The organism is Riemerella anatipestifer (genome assembly GCF_035666175.1).
Lineage (GTDB): Bacteria > Bacteroidota > Bacteroidia > Flavobacteriales > Weeksellaceae > Riemerella > Riemerella anatipestifer_D.
This window is the reverse complement of the sequence record NZ_CP142016.1, coordinates 2,383,563-2,399,905: the sequence shown is the minus strand read 5'-3', so window position 1 is coordinate 2,399,905 and position 16,343 is coordinate 2,383,563. Positions and strand designations below refer to the sequence as shown.

15 protein-coding genes are annotated in these 16,343 nt (G+C 35.7%); 9 read left to right on the top strand and 6 right to left on the bottom strand.

Annotated features, from left to right (window positions below):
* Positions 1–5 precede the first annotated feature (5 nt).
* The 4 genes from VIX88_RS12005 to VIX88_RS11990 are packed head-to-tail and all read right to left on the bottom strand — an operon-like array spanning position 6 to position 3,788.
* Entirely contained in the window at positions 6–998 is a 993-nt protein-coding gene (locus tag VIX88_RS12005) for a vWA domain-containing protein (protein ID WP_064964759.1), read from the bottom strand.
* The gene (locus VIX88_RS12000; RefSeq protein ID WP_214193908.1) at positions 991–1,893 is read right to left on the bottom strand and encodes a BatD family protein; all 903 of its coding nucleotides are present in this window, start codon (positions 1,891–1,893) and stop codon (positions 991–993) included. Before VIX88_RS12000 ends, VIX88_RS12005 begins: the two co-directional genes overlap by 8 nt.
* Positions 1,890–2,753, bottom strand: coding sequence for a DUF58 domain-containing protein (locus VIX88_RS11995; protein WP_004917470.1), 864 nt, complete (start codon positions 2,751–2,753; stop codon positions 1,890–1,892). The genes VIX88_RS12000 and VIX88_RS11995 overlap by 4 nt, the downstream gene beginning before the upstream one ends.
* 30 nt (positions 2,754–2,783) lie before the next feature.
* Positions 2,784–3,788: an AAA family ATPase gene (locus VIX88_RS11990; protein WP_064964762.1), complete on the bottom strand. Its 1,005-nt coding sequence runs from the start codon at positions 3,786–3,788 to the stop codon at positions 2,784–2,786.
* A 215-nt stretch (positions 3,789–4,003) separates the two neighbouring features.
* Here VIX88_RS11990 and VIX88_RS11985 point away from each other — a divergent pair, with 215 nt between their 5' ends.
* From VIX88_RS11985 to VIX88_RS11945, 9 genes are all read left to right on the top strand, one after another.
* On the top strand, positions 4,004–4,468 hold the full coding sequence (locus tag VIX88_RS11985; RefSeq protein ID WP_064964763.1) for a DinB family protein: 465 nt from the start codon (positions 4,004–4,006) through the stop codon (positions 4,466–4,468).
* Between the two features lie 10 nt (positions 4,469–4,478).
* Positions 4,479–5,255, top strand: coding sequence for a 23S rRNA (guanosine(2251)-2'-O)-methyltransferase RlmB (rlmB, locus tag VIX88_RS11980; RefSeq protein WP_310503702.1), 777 nt, complete (start codon positions 4,479–4,481; stop codon positions 5,253–5,255).
* A 37-nt stretch (positions 5,256–5,292) separates the two neighbouring features.
* The gene (locus VIX88_RS11975; RefSeq protein ID WP_222535106.1) at positions 5,293–6,342 is read left to right on the top strand and encodes a DUF6263 family protein; all 1,050 of its coding nucleotides are present in this window, start codon (positions 5,293–5,295) and stop codon (positions 6,340–6,342) included.
* A 90-nt stretch (positions 6,343–6,432) separates the two neighbouring features.
* The gene (locus tag VIX88_RS11970) at positions 6,433–6,654 is read left to right on the top strand and encodes a hypothetical protein (protein ID WP_064969363.1); all 222 of its coding nucleotides are present in this window, start codon (positions 6,433–6,435) and stop codon (positions 6,652–6,654) included.
* Positions 6,655–6,679: 25 nt separating this feature from the next.
* Positions 6,680–9,205 (top strand): YfhO family protein, encoded by a 2,526-nt coding sequence (locus tag VIX88_RS11965; protein WP_064969362.1) that lies wholly within the window; start codon positions 6,680–6,682, stop codon positions 9,203–9,205.
* Positions 9,192–10,493: a glycosyl transferase family 1 gene (locus VIX88_RS11960; RefSeq protein WP_064969361.1), complete on the top strand. Its 1,302-nt coding sequence runs from the start codon at positions 9,192–9,194 to the stop codon at positions 10,491–10,493. The genes VIX88_RS11965 and VIX88_RS11960 overlap by 14 nt, the downstream gene beginning before the upstream one ends.
* A gap of 578 nt (positions 10,494–11,071) precedes the next feature.
* Complete coding sequence (locus tag VIX88_RS11955; protein WP_064969360.1) at positions 11,072–11,749, top strand: hypothetical protein; 678 nt, start codon at positions 11,072–11,074, stop codon at positions 11,747–11,749.
* A 29-nt stretch (positions 11,750–11,778) separates the two neighbouring features.
* The gene (locus VIX88_RS11950) at positions 11,779–13,662 is read left to right on the top strand and encodes a hypothetical protein (RefSeq protein ID WP_222535105.1); all 1,884 of its coding nucleotides are present in this window, start codon (positions 11,779–11,781) and stop codon (positions 13,660–13,662) included.
* Positions 13,663–13,727: 65 nt separating this feature from the next.
* Positions 13,728–14,114 carry an HU family DNA-binding protein gene (locus tag VIX88_RS11945; RefSeq protein ID WP_064969358.1) on the top strand — a complete coding sequence of 129 codons (387 nt, stop codon included), beginning with the start codon at positions 13,728–13,730 and terminating at the stop codon, positions 14,112–14,114.
* A 581-nt stretch (positions 14,115–14,695) separates the two neighbouring features.
* Here VIX88_RS11945 and VIX88_RS11940 read toward each other — a convergent pair.
* Complete coding sequence (locus tag VIX88_RS11940) at positions 14,696–15,271, bottom strand: PepSY domain-containing protein (protein ID WP_014937180.1); 576 nt, start codon at positions 15,269–15,271, stop codon at positions 14,696–14,698.
* A 185-nt stretch (positions 15,272–15,456) separates the two neighbouring features.
* Positions 15,457–16,335, bottom strand: a complete 879-nt coding sequence (locus tag VIX88_RS11935) for an IS982-like element ISRa1 family transposase (protein ID WP_127919822.1) — start codon at positions 16,333–16,335, stop codon at positions 15,457–15,459.
* Positions 16,336–16,343: the final 8 nt, after the last annotated feature.

Sequence of the window (16,343 nt, the reverse complement as noted above, 5' to 3'; positions counted from 1 at the left end):
TCTTGTTAATTTAATACTCTAAACACCCTCCATCTCAACAAAGCATCTAGAACTAAAGTTACCAATGCTATCCATAAAAACCACCTGAAATACTCTTGATAATTGTAAATCTTAGAGGTTTTAATATTGGACTTTTCTAAAGTGTCTATTTCTTCGTAAATCTGCTTTAAACTCTCATTAGAAGTCGCTCTAAAATACTTACCTCCTGTAATTTGTGCTACATCTCTCAGAAGATATTCATCTATTTTCACTTGTTCCTCCGTAAACACCAAATTACCAAAAATATCTTGCTGTGTAGGCATCAATGCTAAGCCATTACTCCCAATACCTATGGTATAAACTTTAATATCATTATTTTGTGCCAATTCTGCTGCTGTTAGTGGAGACATCGCATTATCTATGGTATTTACACCATCTGTCATCAAAATAATGATTTTAGACTTTGCTTTAGATTTTCTTAAATGGCTAACAGCCACTGCCAAACCATCGCCGATATTAGTCCCACCTTCCAAATCCATTGGGTTAAAACTCATCAATTCCTCCTCTGCTACCCTATGATCCGAAGTCAAAGGCACTCTCATCAACGCCTCTCCAGAATATTCCACCAAGCCTATCCTATCCGTAGTTCTTTGCTTAATGAAAGTCCTTGCAATCTCTTTGAGAGCCGTTAATCTATCAGGTTTTAAATCTTTAGCCAACATACTCAGCGACACATCTATGGAAAGCACAATATCCATACCTTTAGTCTCGTCCCTATCTTCCGAAATACTGAAAGTCCTAGGTCTTGCTATCGCCAAAATAAGAGCCGAAAGAATAATATATTTAGAAACTCTGAGTAGCCACAACACCGCTCCAAAATAAGAAATCACTTGCATATTCTTAGTAGAAGACACAGCAACTCCTTTTCTTTTCTTATGACTTAAATCTCTAAAAACAAGAGGTATAAAACCTAAAAAAAGTAATAAAAACCAAGGATTATGAAACTCAAAATTAAACATCTCTCCTTAAGTTTTCAAATTCTATATCTTGATATGAACGTTTCACAAAATCCACTATTTTCTGATAGTCGGTTTCCATTAAATCGGCATCAGGAATGGTTTTAGCAAACTTTACCAAATCTCCTCTCAAAAAGACTTCCTCTATCACTTTTTCATTTTCTATGGATATTTTAGAGTCTTCTTTCATTAAAGCCAACAAATCATCTGTTAATAAAACTTCCGCAGGAATATGGTACTGCTCTTGTAAAAAAGTTCTGCTAATCTCTATAAGTTCCACATAGAAACTTCTGTAATTACCTGACTGAATATACTTTTTCTTCTTTAATAATTCTAGTGCTTTTAGGGTTTTATTAGTTGGTAATTTAGCTTCCGCTGATTTTTTTCTTCCGTATTTAACAAAGAACACTATCAGAAATACCAATGCTAGAATGCCTAAAATGCCTAACACATAATATTTATAAAGCTCCCAATAATCTCTTACCCCAAGCTCCACCTGCTTGTTATTCATAATATCCTTCACCTCATCTCCTTGTTGAGCCGTATTTACCACTTGTATTTCGTAAGGTATCGTTGTTTGCACCTGCCCTCCAATTTTGAATTCCAAAGGTGGAATCTTAAAAGTTCCTTCCTCAAAAATAGCAAACTCTATCAGCCTCGTGTATTGGTCTTCTTTTTTATCTATATCATCTTTAATTTCTTCAAAATGAAAGGGCAACAACTCATTTTTAGGAGCAGACACTACATCTTTCCCTTGAAGACCATTGATGGTTATTTTAAGCACCGTAGGCTCTCCCATTCCTACTTTATTTTTTGTAAGACTAGAGGAAAGTGTTTGAGCCCCAAAGCACTGTAAAAGAAATACTGCTATATATGTATAAATTATTCTTAGTTTCATCTCCTTTGGAAGTATTGATATAATGCTCGCGTATAATCAGCTCCTGTTTTAAGGTCTATGAAATGGGCAGAACTTTTATCAAAAGTTTCTTTCATCTTTTTTAAATTCTGCTTTTGCTCTTCCGCAAAGTGGTATCTAAATCTTCGGTTAGAAGTGTTTACCCAAATATTTTCTCCCGTTTCTACATCTTGAAAAAACACATATCCCACATCTGGAATTTCGTTATCCTTATCATCTGCTACTCTTATTCCTAATAGTTGATGCTTTCTTGATGCTACCTTTAATGTTTTCTCATCTATCTCATCATTAAAATCGGATAGTAAAAACAAAAACGATTTCTTCTTAAAAACATTCATCACATATTCTAAAGCTACATCTATATTAGATTTCGCAGGTACATAATCTGCTGACAAAATTTGACTCAAAATGGCTAAAATATGCTTCCTACCTTTCTGTGGCGGAATGACTTTATATACTTTATCTGCAAAAAGTACCACACCTACCTTATCATTATTTCCTACTGCCGAAAATCCTAAACTAGCACAAATCTCTGCTACAAATTCTTTCTTTAGTTGAACCTTTGTTCCATAATCCATAGACGCAGAAATATCTACCAATAGCATAATAGTAAGCTCTCTTTCCTCCTCCATCACCTTAACAAAGGGTTCTTTGAAACGAGCAGTTTTATTCCAGTCAATCCTTCTAATATCATCTCCAAACTGATATTGCCTCACTTCAGAAAAAGCCATTCCCTGCCCTTTAAAAGCACTATGATACTGCCCCATAAGTGCTGCATCTATCCTTTTTTTGGTGCGAATTTCTATCTGCTTAACCTTCTTTATGATGTCTTTTACCTGCATCTATTTTTCTGTATCAAATAAAATAAAGTTTTATGGAGCTTGAACTCTAGCTAAAACTCTATCTACAATTTCATCTGTAGTGATATTTTCGGCTTCAGCTTCAAAACTCAATCCAATTCGGTGTCTTAAAACATCTTTTGCAATCTCTTTAACATCTTCTGGAATCACGAAAGCTCTTCCTTTAATAAAGGCTATTGCACGAGATGCCACCGCTAAACCGATAGATGCTCTAGGAGACGCACCAAAACTGATATAATCTTTTAAATCGGATAAGCCATAACGCTCAGGAAAACGAGTTGCAAAGACCATATCCAAAATGTATTTCTCTATTTTTTCGTCCAAATAAATTTTATTGATAAGTTGTTTTGCTTCTGAAATTTGCTCCAAAGATACCACAGGAGTTACCTTAGGAATATCTGATGTAGACACCATTCTCATCACCACTCTTTCGTCCTCAAATTCAGGATATTCTATTTTACATTTTAGCATAAAACGGTCGGTTTGTGCTTCTGGCAAAAGGTAAGTTCCTTCTTGGTCAATAGGGTTTTGCGTTGCCATTACAAGAAATGGTTTTGGCAACTGTAATGTTTCATCACCTATGGTTACCTGCTTTTCTTGCATCACTTCCAATAGTGCCGATTGCACCTTTGCTGGAGCACGGTTAATCTCATCAGCCAACACAAAATTAGCAAACACGGGACCTTTCTTTATAGAAAAATCATTCTCTTTAACATTATAAATCATTGTACCTACCACATCTGCAGGTAGAAGGTCTGGCGTAAACTGTATCCTTGAAAACTGTCCTTGTAAGGCTTCCGAAAGTGTTTTTATAGCCAAAGTTTTTGCCAAGCCAGGCACGCCCTCTAAAAGGATATGCCCATTACCCAAAAGCCCTACTAGCAATCTATCCACCATATAAGACTGCCCTATAACCACTTTCCCCATCTCTTCTTTTAAGAGCTTAAAATGATAGTTCTGAACTTGAATCTGTTCAGTTAAAATCTTTATTTCTTCCGCTTGATGTAATTCTGCCATTTTTATTCAAAAATATTTGGTAAAAGTGCAATAATTCGAGAATATTTTCAAAATAAATTAAGCTAAATTTGTGTTAAAGTTTGTTAAATTAAATCCTTTATTCATCGTACTTAACCAAGCTCTCCCTAGAAAATAGTTAATTTATAATAAAACTTTGGCATTTTCAACTAATTAAACTATTTTTGAGGATTAAATACATTTTTAATAAAGTTTAAATGAACTATCATTTTTCTAACCATAAAGCTGTCAGAAAAAATCTATTAGAAGTACTGCAAAGCTCTCCTTTGGAGCAATTGCTCATAATTCCTGATGGATTTAATAATAACATCTATTGGAACATTGCTCATTGTGTAGCCACTCAACAGTTGTTGCACTACTATCTTAGTGGCAACCCTTTTCGGATAGACTCTTACTGGATAGAACGATACAAAAAAGGCACACTCCCAAACTTAGATGTAAAGGATTCTGAAGTAGAGGATTTAGGATTTCTACTATCCGAGACTTCTAGAGTTTTAATGAAAGACTATGATGATGGTCTATTTTTGGACTACTCGCCATATTCCACCAGTTTTGGGATAGATATTAAAAGTATCAAAGAAGCCATTATATTCAACAACTTACACGAAAGCTTGCACTACGGCTATATATTAGCACAGAGAAGAGCATTGATGATTGACTAAACAACAGAAAATGAAGCAAGATTATACATCGCACCAAAAAAATAACGATAAAAAAGAAGATTTCATCTTCGGTTTAAGACCTGTAATAGAAGCCATAGAAGCAGGTAAAACCATAGATAAAGTATTCTTACAAAATGGGTTACAAGGGAGCATTTATGCCGAACTTAAAGCACTTTTAGCAAAGCATAAAATCCGTCCTAACTATGTACCCATAGAAAAGCTCAACCGTTTTACGAGAAAAAATCATCAAGGCGTGGTGGCTTTTATTTCAGATATTCCTTTCCATAGTATAGAAGCGGTACTCCCTGAAATATTTGAACAAGGTAAAACACCTTTCTTAGTCATTTTGGACAGACTAACTGATGTTAGAAACTTCGGAGCCATTTGTAGAACCGCAGAATGTGTAGGCGTAGATGCCATCATCATTCCAGAGAAAGGTGCTGCTTCCATCAACTCAGATGCTATTAAAACTTCTGCTGGAGCCCTATACAATGTTAAAATATGTAAAGAAAAAAATCTAGCTCACACCGTAGATTTCCTTCAACAGTCGGGGGTTTCTGTATTTTCTGCAACCGAAAAAGCGGAACAACTAATCTATGATGTGGATTTTAGAATTCCTTTTGCCCTAGTAATGGGGAACGAGGAAAAAGGCATCTCTAAAGAAGTACTTCACCATTCTGACGAAAAAATAAAACTACCAATAGAAGGTAAAACGCAATCCCTAAATGTGTCCGTAGCTTGTGGTGCTATCCTGTACGAAGTGGTAAGACAGAGAATGGGACTTTAAAATTAAAATAACACAACTAAAATTTGAAATATTTAAAATGATTAAAAAAATAATTGCACTTAGCATCGTTGCATTCGCATTAACATCTTGTAAAAAAGACAAAGAAACCAAAGTGGTTATCAATAAAGAAACAGGTAAAGCTGAAACCATTACAGTAGATACTCCGCAGGAAGAAGGAGCTAAAATTCCTGAGGCAAAACCTGCCATCGCTGATTCTGCTGGAATATATTCTTTATCTTTTAAACTAGAAAAAGGTAAAACTTATCCTTTAACTTCCTTTCAAAAAGATGTTACTACTGTAAAAGACCCTTCTGGGAAAAGCATTAGTGGTACACAAGAAATGACCGATGAAATTACGTTTACCGTAAACGATTTTGTTAATGGCACTTACGATATTACCGTAAACCTCGTAGGAAAAGTTAATAAATCTTCTTCCCAAGGCAAAACAGTAGTTATTGATACCAAACAAGCTGCACCAAAAGAGGAACAACTAAAAGGTATGTGGACGGTAAACAAAGCTCTTTCTGGTAACAAACTCCAAATGAAAATGGACGAAAAGGGGAATGTTATTTCTATTTCGGGATTTGATGCAGTTTATAAAAAGGTGGAACAAAACATCACTAGTCTTATCAAAGATGCCAAAGAAAGAAAACAATTTATGGACGGTTTCAAGCAAGGGTTTAATGAGAAAATGTTTAAGGAACAATTTACTCAAAGCCTTAACATTCTGCCTAAAAAAGGAGTTAAAATAGGCGAAACTTGGACAGAAACCGATAATTTAACACCTGACGGAAAGCTAAAAATCAGTACCACTTATAAACTAGAAAAAGTAGCTGATGGAAAGGCAGAAGTAAGCATAAAAGGTGGCATTCCAAAAAAATCTGACTCTAAAAAGCAAGAAGGTATCACACACAGCATTAGTGTAGAAGGTTCTCAGAATGGTAAAATTATTTTAGATGCCAGCACAGGTTGGATTCTTTCGTCTAAACAAAATATGACTACTACACAAAAGGAAAGTTTATCTGATGGTAAACAAAGCCAAACGATGACGCAGACCACACAGTCTAGCATTACGCTTAATCCTTAATCATATTATAAATACACCTATTCTATTACTTTAGTGTAGGTGTATTTTGATTTTTTTAACTCTTTAAAACCGTATTATTTACAACAAATTATGCAATATATTTTAAAGATAATTTTGACTACTATTGTTATATTTTTTGTTTGGAATATCCTAAAACGATTATTCTTTAACAAATTCTATAATTATTTTCCTCATCAGAAAGCTCAAAATCAATCACAATCTCAAAGTCAATCTCGGCAAAAAAGCACTTCCAAAAAGAGCAATATAAAATGGGAGGCCGAAACCGTAGATTATGAAGAAATAAAGGAATAATACGCTACAAAATTCACGAAGTGATATGAATCTGAAAAACAAAAACATCATTTTTATCATTGGCAGTTTGGTTATTTTTGTGCTAATCGCTGTACTTTATGCCAATCCTATTATCTCTGGTAAACAGCTTATGCAACCCGATATTGTGCACTACAAAGGCGGTGCAAAAGAGCTATTAGATTATAGAGCTAAATACGGTACTGAAACCTATTGGAGCGATGCTATGTTTGGCGGAATGCCGACCTACCAAACAGGTGCACAGTTTAGAGGCGACCTTATAAAACAGGTGGATAATATCTTAAACTTCCTTCCTAAACCAGCCAATTATCTGTTTTTGTTGTTTTCAGGATTTTTCCTACTGGGTATGGTAACCGTGAGAAATTGGAAGTACGCTTTACTTGGAGCTTCGTTTTTTGGGCTATCTACTTATTTTTACATCATCATCGCTGCTGGGCATAATGGTAAGGTACACACTGTAGCCTATTTTGCACCTCTACTTGCAGGTATTCTATTAGTGTATATCAGGAAAAAGTACATTTTAGGATTCATTGTTACCGCTTTGTTTATGGGGTTACAGATAGCAGCAAATCATATCCAAATGACCTACTACCTATTTATAGCATTAGGATTTCTGTTTATTTCAGAACTTGTTAGAGCCATTAAAGGCAATACCACTTGGAAACACTTCGGTATTTCTTCTGGTGTACTAGCCCTTGCTATTGCTTTAGGGGTAGGTATGAATGCTCAAAGGCTCATGGCAAATGCCGAATATGTTAAGGAAACCGTAAGAGGAAAGCAAATTCTAAACACCGAAAAAGGCAATACTGAAAAGTCTGGTATGGATAAAGAAAGTATTACCATGTGGAGTTACGGAAAGCTAGAAACATTCAACCTATTTATTCCTAGACTTATGGGAGGCGGAAGCCAAGAAAAAGACTCGGAACGAATGATGGGGCGTATCCAAGAACTTGTACAAGAAAATGCAACCTCACAAGAGGAAGTTAATAATATCATTAAAGGGCTTAGTAGTCCTACCTATTGGGGAGACCAGCCTATGACTTCTGGACCTGCCTATCAGGGTGCCGTGGTTTGTTTCCTTGCAGTGTTAGGATTTGTGTTTGCTAGAAAAAAATACAAATATTGGATTTTGGGAGCGTCCGCCCTCACGATTATGTTGGCTTGGGGACATCATTTTATGCCACTTACCGACTTTTTTATAGAATATGTTCCGCTCTACAACAAATTTAGAGCACCATCTTCTATCCTAGTTGTGGTAGAACTTTTATTTCCGCTCATTGGGATTTTAGGTTTGTATCAGTTTTTTAAAAATCAAAATTTTTCCAAAGAGTTAAAACAAAAGTACCTCATCTATACTACGGCTTCTGTGTTAGGATTTACGGTGATTTTACTCGTAGGAGGCAAATCTCTTTTAAACTTTTACAATGATACCGAAAAGACCTATCTCCCACCCTATCTACTCAATTATCTACAAGACGAAAGATGGCAGTTTTTCCGAGCAGATGCTATAAAAGCAATATTATATGTAGGCATTACGGCGATAGTGCTTTGGCTTAGTTTAAAGGGAAAATTATCTCAAAATATCGCTTTAGTTATCATTGGTTTGGTAAGTTTATTTGATTTATGGACAGTAAATCAGCGTTATCTTAACAGCAGTAATTTTGTAGATAAAACCTTCGCAGAAAACCCTTTCCAAACAGAAAACAACGACTATCTCATAGGAAAGGCAGGAGACAATCCTTACATACAAGGACTTCTTTCTCAAGTGAACATCAATAAGACTTTGGAAACTTTAGCCGAAAAAGATAAGAGTCATTACCGAATTTTCAATAATACTTTAGGAACTTTTGGCGAAACCAACACTTCTTATTTCAAAGCTTCTATTGGAGGTTATAGTGCTGCTAAGCTGAGAAGATATGATGATTTAATCAACGAATATTTTAGCAAACAAGACACCGTAGCATTACCAAAAGTATTGAATATGCTCAACGCTAAGTATTTCGTGGTAGGTAGTGCGGACAATCCACAAGCCTACCCTAACCCTGATGCTAACGGCAACGCTTGGTTTGTTTCCGACATTTTATGGGCTAATACGCCTAACGAGGAAATCAAGGCCATCGGCACAATAGATAACAAAAGAACAGCAGTGGTAAGCACCGAAGACAAAAGCTACTTTAATGGCAAAAACATTCAGCCTGACAGTACCGCCTATATCCAGCTTACCCAATATCAGCCAAACGAAATACAGCTTAAGAGCCAGTCTAAAACACCTCAACTTGCAGTAATCTCCGAAATTTACTATCCGAAAGGTTGGAAAATGTTTGTGGACAATCAAGAAGTTCCTTATATAAAGGCAAACTACCTTCTTAGAGCTGTTTATGTTCCTGCAGGAAATCATACCATCAAAATGGTTTTTGACCCTGAAGTTCTGCACAAAGGTAAACTATGGTCTTATGGAGCTTTTGGAGTATTCATCTTACTAAGTATCTTGGGAATTTTAAAACTCTACAAAGAGCAGAATGCCACAGCCTAAAAAAATACTCATTATCTCTTACTACTGGCCTCCCGCTGGAGGTCCAGGGGTGCAACGATGGCTCAAATTCGCCAAATACCTCCCAGAATTTGGGTGGCAACCTACCTTATTTGTTCCAGAAAATCCAAGCTATCCTTTATTAGACAACAGCCTGCTAAAGGAAGTACCAAAGGATATTGATATTATAAAAACAAAAATCTGGGAGCCTTACCAAATTGCCGAAAAACTCAACAAAAACAACAAAAAATTTAAGACAGGACAGTTTGATATTGGCACTAATCAAAGTTGGAATTCTAAACTTTCTATTTGGATAAGAGGAAACTTTTTTATTCCTGATGCTAGAGTATTTTGGGTAAATCCTTCGGTAAAGTTTCTAAAAAAGTATTTGAAGGAACATCATTTTGATGCCTTGGTAACTACAGGACCACCACACTCCCTGCACTTAATTGGGCTTAAACTCAAGAAAGAGTTCCCAAAATTAAAATGGATTGCCGATTTCCGTGACCCATGGACAGAAATATCCTACTACAAACACCTTAAACTCTCCAAAATAGCCGATAGAAAACATCGAGAACTGGAGCAGAAGGTATTTAATCATGCGGATATTACCCTTGCTACCAGCTACACCGATGCCGAAAACTTTAGAAAAAAAGGAGCAAATGCGGTATGTATTACCAATGGTTACGATTCTGAAGCTCTTAATATCACCGAAAGAAAGCCCAAAACCAAATTTACATTAAGCTATATTGGAGTATTAGAGCAACTGCGAAACCCCGAAATATTATGGGAAACGCTGAACGAACTTATTAGTGAATTTACCGATTTTAAAGCAGACTTTGAGCTAAAACTGGTGGGTAGAATTGATGCCAAAATCTCCGAAAGTTGGGAACACACGCCTCTTAAAAACCATATTAACGATTTAGGATACCTCCCACACCATAAAGCCGTGGAAGAGATGCACCATTCTACACTACTTCTGATAACGAACTTCCCTCAAGAGACTTCTAAAGGGATTATCCCTGGTAAAATATTTGAGTATCTTGCTTCTGGAAATACCATTATTTCCTTTGGACCTGCCCAAGCTGATGTAGAGAAGATATTAGAAGAAACCCAAACGGGCAAACATTTTTCTTACCAAGACAAAACTTCTTTAAAGCAGTATTTATTACAGCAATACCAACTTTGGAAACAAACCGATTTTACTAAAACTCCACAAGATATTTCTGCTTTTTCTAGAAAAAATTTAGCCCTGTCTTTAGCAAAACTATTGGATAATGGTATCCTCTGAAAGAAAAAACAAGCTCCTAAAACTTGCATATCTAAAAAATAGCTTATACATTTGTCCCAGTTTTATGGCCCACTATATCAAAAACATACAACTAAGTGTAAAAAAGTACCTCAATTATTTGGTTGTTCCAAATAATTGTACACACACACACACACACACACACAAATAGTACCGTGCCTACGCGTTCTATTATATTACTTTTTATATAGATTTTCATCGTTAATCATTAGTCCTAAATTTGGGCTTAATAGACTTCTTCCAACAACTTTTGTTGGGGGCTTTTGGCGTTTATCCTATTCTAATTTTAGCTTTCATAAATACATGCTAAAAGCACCATTGTTTTGTCTAATAATATGGTCGTTCTTGTTAGGTGCTTTTAGTGTTCAGGGGGAGTATTTTGCTCTTTCTGTATTAGCCTTTCCTCTCGTTTTGTGTGTGTTTAGAGGGGGAAGGCGTTTTTTTAGGTTAGAACTTAGAGGTGAGATATTAGAACCTAGTATCACCTCAACCCTTAAATCTAAAGTCTAAAATCCAATATCTATAAACTTTAAATATCAACAATTTTAAAATTAAATTTTATGACAACAAAAACGACAAAATTGAGTGTATTCGCCTTTTTAGGTTTAGGCTTAGTAGCTTACGGACAATACAATGGTAAAGTGGGTATCAATACTCCTTATCCTAATGCAACATTAGAGATTCAAATATCTGATGCTAACAAAAGTGGAAATACCAAAGAGGGGATTTTAATCCCAAATGTAAGTGCAGACAGAGCCGAAAATATGGGTACAGGGCTAGAAGATGGTACTTTATTATTCATTGGTTCTGGGGCAGCTAATGCTACAGGTACTACATCTAATTACAATGGTAAAGGGTTTTACTACTTTGATAAAACTGCTATTAAGTGGGTAAAAGTAGGAGCGGCTTCTACAACTAAAGAGTTTACCGCAAGATTGGGGCAAACGGTATCTCCAAGTTATGAGTGGACAAAAGAAGGAGGAATTTCTTCTGGTAAAGAAATAGGTTTAGCTGATTTCTATGAGTTTACAACTAATGCAGGAGCGTTAAAACTCCCAGCACCTAGTGCACATAAAGGAGCAATTATTCACTTTAAAAATTCTACAGGGGGGACGCTTAACTATACAGGGACTAATGGGGTGGATTTCCCATCAGAAACCTCATCTATTACTGCAAGTTCAGCTCAAATGGTTTGGTCTGATGGAGCTAAATGGTATCTTATAGGAGGTAGAAACTAGTCATTTATTAACATAAAAAAACAGACAAAATGAAAAAAATAACAATACTGGCATTAGCATTAGGAACTTGTACAATAGCTCAAGCCCAAGTACTATCCAATGGAGAAATTTCTAAAAGCTTATTTGATACCAATTACTTTCTTGATGCAAGTAATTTTCAAGGTCAAGCAGATGTTTCTAAAGGAAAGTTGTTAGGTTTTCCTAAAACCGATTTAACACAGTTTAAGTTTGATTTAAAGGTGGTTACCGATGAGGTAACATTATCGGGATTTGATGGTGTAGTGGTTTATAACACCGCTACAGGGAAAACAGGTTCGGACGCTAATACCCAAGGTAAAGTAGTAGATGTAGCCCCAGGATTCTACTATTTCTCTAATCCTAATGGAGCTACCAACCAAACAGTTTCTGAAGGAAAATGGGTGAGGCTAAGTGACTCCCAAGCTAACGACCAACTTTGGGCTCAGAGAGATAATAATGGAGTTACGGAAACTTATCTAAAACCAGCTGATGCTAATGGGGATACTGTAGCCTATAAGACAAATACAGGTATGTTTTTAACGAATTTAGGTGGAGGTAATACAACTGATGATATATGGACAAGTGGAGGAATGGGGATACCTACGAATGAAATACCACATTTGACGATAGTTGATTCTAAGGTTTTACCAACCGTATCACATATAGGTTCTACAAATGGCTCTCCTACAGGCGCCTATAGATATGCTTCAAATTTATATTTACTTCAAAATGAGCATGCAGAAAGAAATAATACCACAAGTACAAATAAAAAAAGTTATTTAGGAAATAGCTTTAGATTAATTACAGCAGATAATCTTACAACCAGTAATATTTCTAGTATAGAAGGAAGTGAGTTTACAGCTGCTTTAAGATCAAATATTACTATAGAAAGATTAACAGGGGGAAGAGTGAATGCTCTAAATGGTAGGGTGGATATTACTCAAGCTAATGTGGGGACTTTAAGAGGAATTGATGTTACTACTGGAAACTACGGTACTATCACATCTTCTTATGGAGCTAGGATAGCTAATTCAAGTAATTATGGAACTATTGGTAATATTTATGGTATTAATAATACTATAAGCTCACAAAATTCTGTTGGCGGTGTAGTTCCTGCTCACGCGGTAAAAGTAATGTATGGAATAGATAATGTGGTAAGTGTTTCAGAAAATGCTACGGTAGAGACAGGGACTAATGGTATTAGATCAGCATCTTATTTCCGTCAAAACAGCAAAAATCCGTTACATTATGGTATTTATAACTATAACAGAACTTATGCAGGAGCTAACGTAGATAAGTTATATGGAGCAAGGTATTTCTTTGTTAATGATGCTACAGCTACAATAGGAGAAATGTACGGTTTGTATATAGATGATGTAAATAAAGGAGCTACTAAAAACTATGCTATTTATACAGGTTTAGGAACCGTTCGTTTTGGGGATAATGTAGGTGTCGGCGTAGATACACCAGTAGAAAAACTAGAAGTTGCAGGTAAAGTAAAGGCATCAGCTTTTATGGGAACTAATGGGGCTACCCTTTTCCCAGACTATGTGTTCCAAAAATATTACACAGGAACTTCTAGCATTAAAGCAGATTATAGCTTTAAAACCCTTAGCCAAGTAGAAGATTTTGTAAAAACTAACGGGCATTTACCGGGGTATCAGTCCGCAGAAGCTATCAAAAAGCAAGGTTATATAGATATTATGGCAACTCAACTTACCAATGTAGAGAAGATAGAAGAACTTTATCTGCATAGTATAGAGCAAGATAAAGCTTTAAAAGCTCAAAAAGAAGAGTTGAAAGCTAAAGATACAAGAATAGAAACCTTGGAAAATAAAAATAAGGAATTGGAAGCTCGTTTACAGAAGCTAGAAGCCTTATTATTAGTAAAATAGTTAACCCTTTCCTTTGTTGTGTATTTCAATTTTTTGAAAGAACAACAATCATTAAAAATAGAATTATGGCAATAAAATTCACAGTAGTAGAAAAACCACAGCCTGGGGTAGCAGGTGGTGGCATTAAAAAATGGTATGCCCAAGCTGTAAGTGCAGGCGAGCTCTCCATAGACGATATGGTAAAACAAATAGAAAAATTCTCTGCTCTAAGTGAGGCGGATATCAAAGGAGTATTGGTTGCTTTAGAAAATGTAGCCCAAGAAGCCTTAGCCAATGGCTATATGGTTCGTTTAGAAAAGTTAGGCACCCTCTATCCTACCCTAAGCAGTGGCGGAGCAGCTACGGAGAAAGATTTTAATCAAAGCCTTATTAAATCGGTAGGCGTAAACTATCGCCCCGGTAAACGCATCTTAGATAGTATGACGGCAGCAGGCTTTGAAAAAATGAAGTAACCCATCCTATCTATACGCCTTAAAAAAACTACCGCAGGTTTCTCTTGAAACTTGCGGTAGTTTTGTATAAAACCTGCCGTGGTTTGGGATAAAAGTACAGCAGGTTTTTACATAAACTAAAGGTGGGGTTTAGTAATTTCAACTTGTCTTTGTATAAGCATTGGTAGTGGGAGCAAAACAGAAGTACTGTGTTAAGTTTGTTTCAAAACGATAAAGTGTATGTATGTCCTTTTGTCTTGAAACAAAAGGACGAAAAATTCAAGAGCAAAGGTTGGGTTTGTCTTCGACACGGGACAGCCCCCTGCTATTTGGAAGCTATCGCTCCCAATACCGCTACGGGGGCACTCCCTAAACTTACCTTTGCTCGGCAGACTGTTGATAATAGCTAAGTGGTTATAATATATAGTATATCTGACCTCTAAGCCCGACGGTGTAAAGTCCCTATCCATAGGCATTACAAAAGGAAGCGTCTTTTCGGGTAAAAGGAGGCTTCCTCTTTACCAATTAGAAGCCTCCTTTTAGATAAAATCAAGGCTGGTTTTACACAGAACCAGCCTTGATTTATTATAAGTGTTGGGATTTTATTGTCTGGCAGTCTTTCTCATTCTTTTAGGACCATACCAAAGCCAAAAGCCTGTAATCGTAAATATCAAAAGAGCAATCCCCATGACGGTGGTGTATATCAGTTTAAACGGACTGCCATCGGTTCCCAAATAAAAGTCGATAATGGAGCCATCGTGGATTTTTTCAAGATAATCCGACCGCCTCCGTTCAATATGCAATAGCTTTCCCGTAGAACCATCAAGCTGAACGCCCCAAAAATGATGACTGAATACAAACTTTACCATACCCTTATCCTTGCGAACATCTATCCTATCCAACTCAAGAGATAAGTCTGGCGAAATAGAATCGTGCAATATTTTACAAGCATTACGGTGCAGACTGTCCAACGGAAGCCAGTCTTTGAGTTCGGTGGAAGTACCTTTGTAGGATTTAGACAGAATAAACCCACCACTATGCTTTTTCCAACCCAACAGAAGCCCCGAAACGGATATAAAAAAGAAAAATACAAATAGTAAAGCTCCTGTTATCCTATGTATTTTTCTAAAATTCCTAAGTAGCGTAGCTTGTTTCTTTCTTTTGTCTTTCTGTATCATCTTTATCTATTTCACAATTAGTAAGCAAAATCTGGTCATTAGTCCCCCTAAAATCACTGGGACAAATATAACATAACTTTACAAAACCTGCTTCATCATAATAAAGATGCTTTCACCAGACCTAAAAAAAGATGAACAATTCTCCATTTTTATCCTTTTATATTTTATATAACTCGTTGTGCATTTTAAATAATACTGATTTTTAGATGATTTAATTTTCTTTGGAAGATAAATTTATTGATATATTGAATAACCGTTGCGGCGGTTATTTTACTGATTATCCTTGTTTTAAAGCCTTCAAAAGTTTTAGCATAGTTTCTTTTAATCATAAATTGGTCGCAAAGTTGAGAGAAAAATGTCTCAATTCGTTTTCGCTTTTTCTTGTACAATGAAAATTGAGGAATATAATCTTTCTGATTACTTCTCATTGGTGTATCTAATTTAATATTAGCATAGTTAAATAAATCTATTTGAACTTTTGCTGATAAATAGCCTCTATCTCCAATTAAAGTACAGTTTCGCATTTGCTCACCAATATCTTTTAAATAGTGGATGTCGTGAACGGATGCAGGGCTTATATCAAAATTCTTAATCACACCATTTAAAGAACATACTGCGTGTAGTTTATAGCCATAGAAATATAATTTCTGTGAAGCACAATAACCATATGTTGGTGAAGAATAGGATTGCTCTTTACAAATTTTTGAACGAGTAGAACGAGCATTTTCACAAACTTTCATTGGCATGCTATCAACGATAAAAATATCTTCAAACTCATTGAACTCCATCGAAATACGCTGTCTAATTTGCTCTGTTTGTAGGGATAGTCTTCGTTTTCGCTTATTGTAAACACTTCTTTCAATTTTGTTTATCAGAGAGTTTGGCAATTTTCTAAATAACTGTAATTCGCTATCAATACTCAAGTATTCAGCAGTAATATTAAGACTTATGACTTCTAAATCGCTCATTTTAGGTGTTCTTCTCTGATAACTAATCAGTTGATTTTCTGAAAAAAGTCCTAAAACTTCCAAAATTCTTTCATATATTTGCTCTATGTTGTTCATTTATATCG

Excerpts from the sequence above, each read along its gene's own strand:
- VIX88_RS11995 (WP_004917470.1), bottom strand. The coding sequence starts at position 2,753 with ATGCAGGTAAAAGACATCATAAAGAAGGTTAAGCAGATAGAAATTCGC.
- VIX88_RS11950 (WP_222535105.1), top strand. The coding sequence starts at position 11,779 with ATGAAAAAAATAACAATACTGGCATTAGCATTAGGAACTTGTACAATA.
- VIX88_RS11975 (WP_222535106.1), top strand. The coding sequence starts at position 5,293 with ATGATTAAAAAAATAATTGCACTTAGCATCGTTGCATTCGCATTAACA.
- VIX88_RS12000 (WP_214193908.1), bottom strand. The coding sequence starts at position 1,893 with ATGAAACTAAGAATAATTTATACATATATAGCAGTATTTCTTTTACAG.
- rlmB (WP_310503702.1), top strand. The coding sequence starts at position 4,479 with ATGAAGCAAGATTATACATCGCACCAAAAAAATAACGATAAAAAAGAA.
- VIX88_RS11990 (WP_064964762.1), bottom strand. The coding sequence starts at position 3,788 with ATGGCAGAATTACATCAAGCGGAAGAAATAAAGATTTTAACTGAACAG.
- VIX88_RS11940 (WP_014937180.1), bottom strand. The coding sequence starts at position 15,271 with ATGATACAGAAAGACAAAAGAAAGAAACAAGCTACGCTACTTAGGAAT.
- VIX88_RS11955 (WP_064969360.1), top strand. The coding sequence starts at position 11,072 with ATGACAACAAAAACGACAAAATTGAGTGTATTCGCCTTTTTAGGTTTA.
- VIX88_RS11985 (WP_064964763.1), top strand. The coding sequence starts at position 4,004 with ATGAACTATCATTTTTCTAACCATAAAGCTGTCAGAAAAAATCTATTA.
- VIX88_RS11945 (WP_064969358.1), top strand. The coding sequence starts at position 13,728 with ATGGCAATAAAATTCACAGTAGTAGAAAAACCACAGCCTGGGGTAGCA.
- VIX88_RS11970 (WP_064969363.1), top strand. The coding sequence starts at position 6,433 with ATGCAATATATTTTAAAGATAATTTTGACTACTATTGTTATATTTTTT.
- VIX88_RS11965 (WP_064969362.1), top strand. The coding sequence starts at position 6,680 with ATGAATCTGAAAAACAAAAACATCATTTTTATCATTGGCAGTTTGGTT.
- VIX88_RS11935 (WP_127919822.1), bottom strand. The coding sequence starts at position 16,335 with ATGAACAACATAGAGCAAATATATGAAAGAATTTTGGAAGTTTTAGGA.
- VIX88_RS11960 (WP_064969361.1), top strand. The coding sequence starts at position 9,192 with ATGCCACAGCCTAAAAAAATACTCATTATCTCTTACTACTGGCCTCCC.
- VIX88_RS12005 (WP_064964759.1), bottom strand. The coding sequence starts at position 998 with ATGTTTAATTTTGAGTTTCATAATCCTTGGTTTTTATTACTTTTTTTA.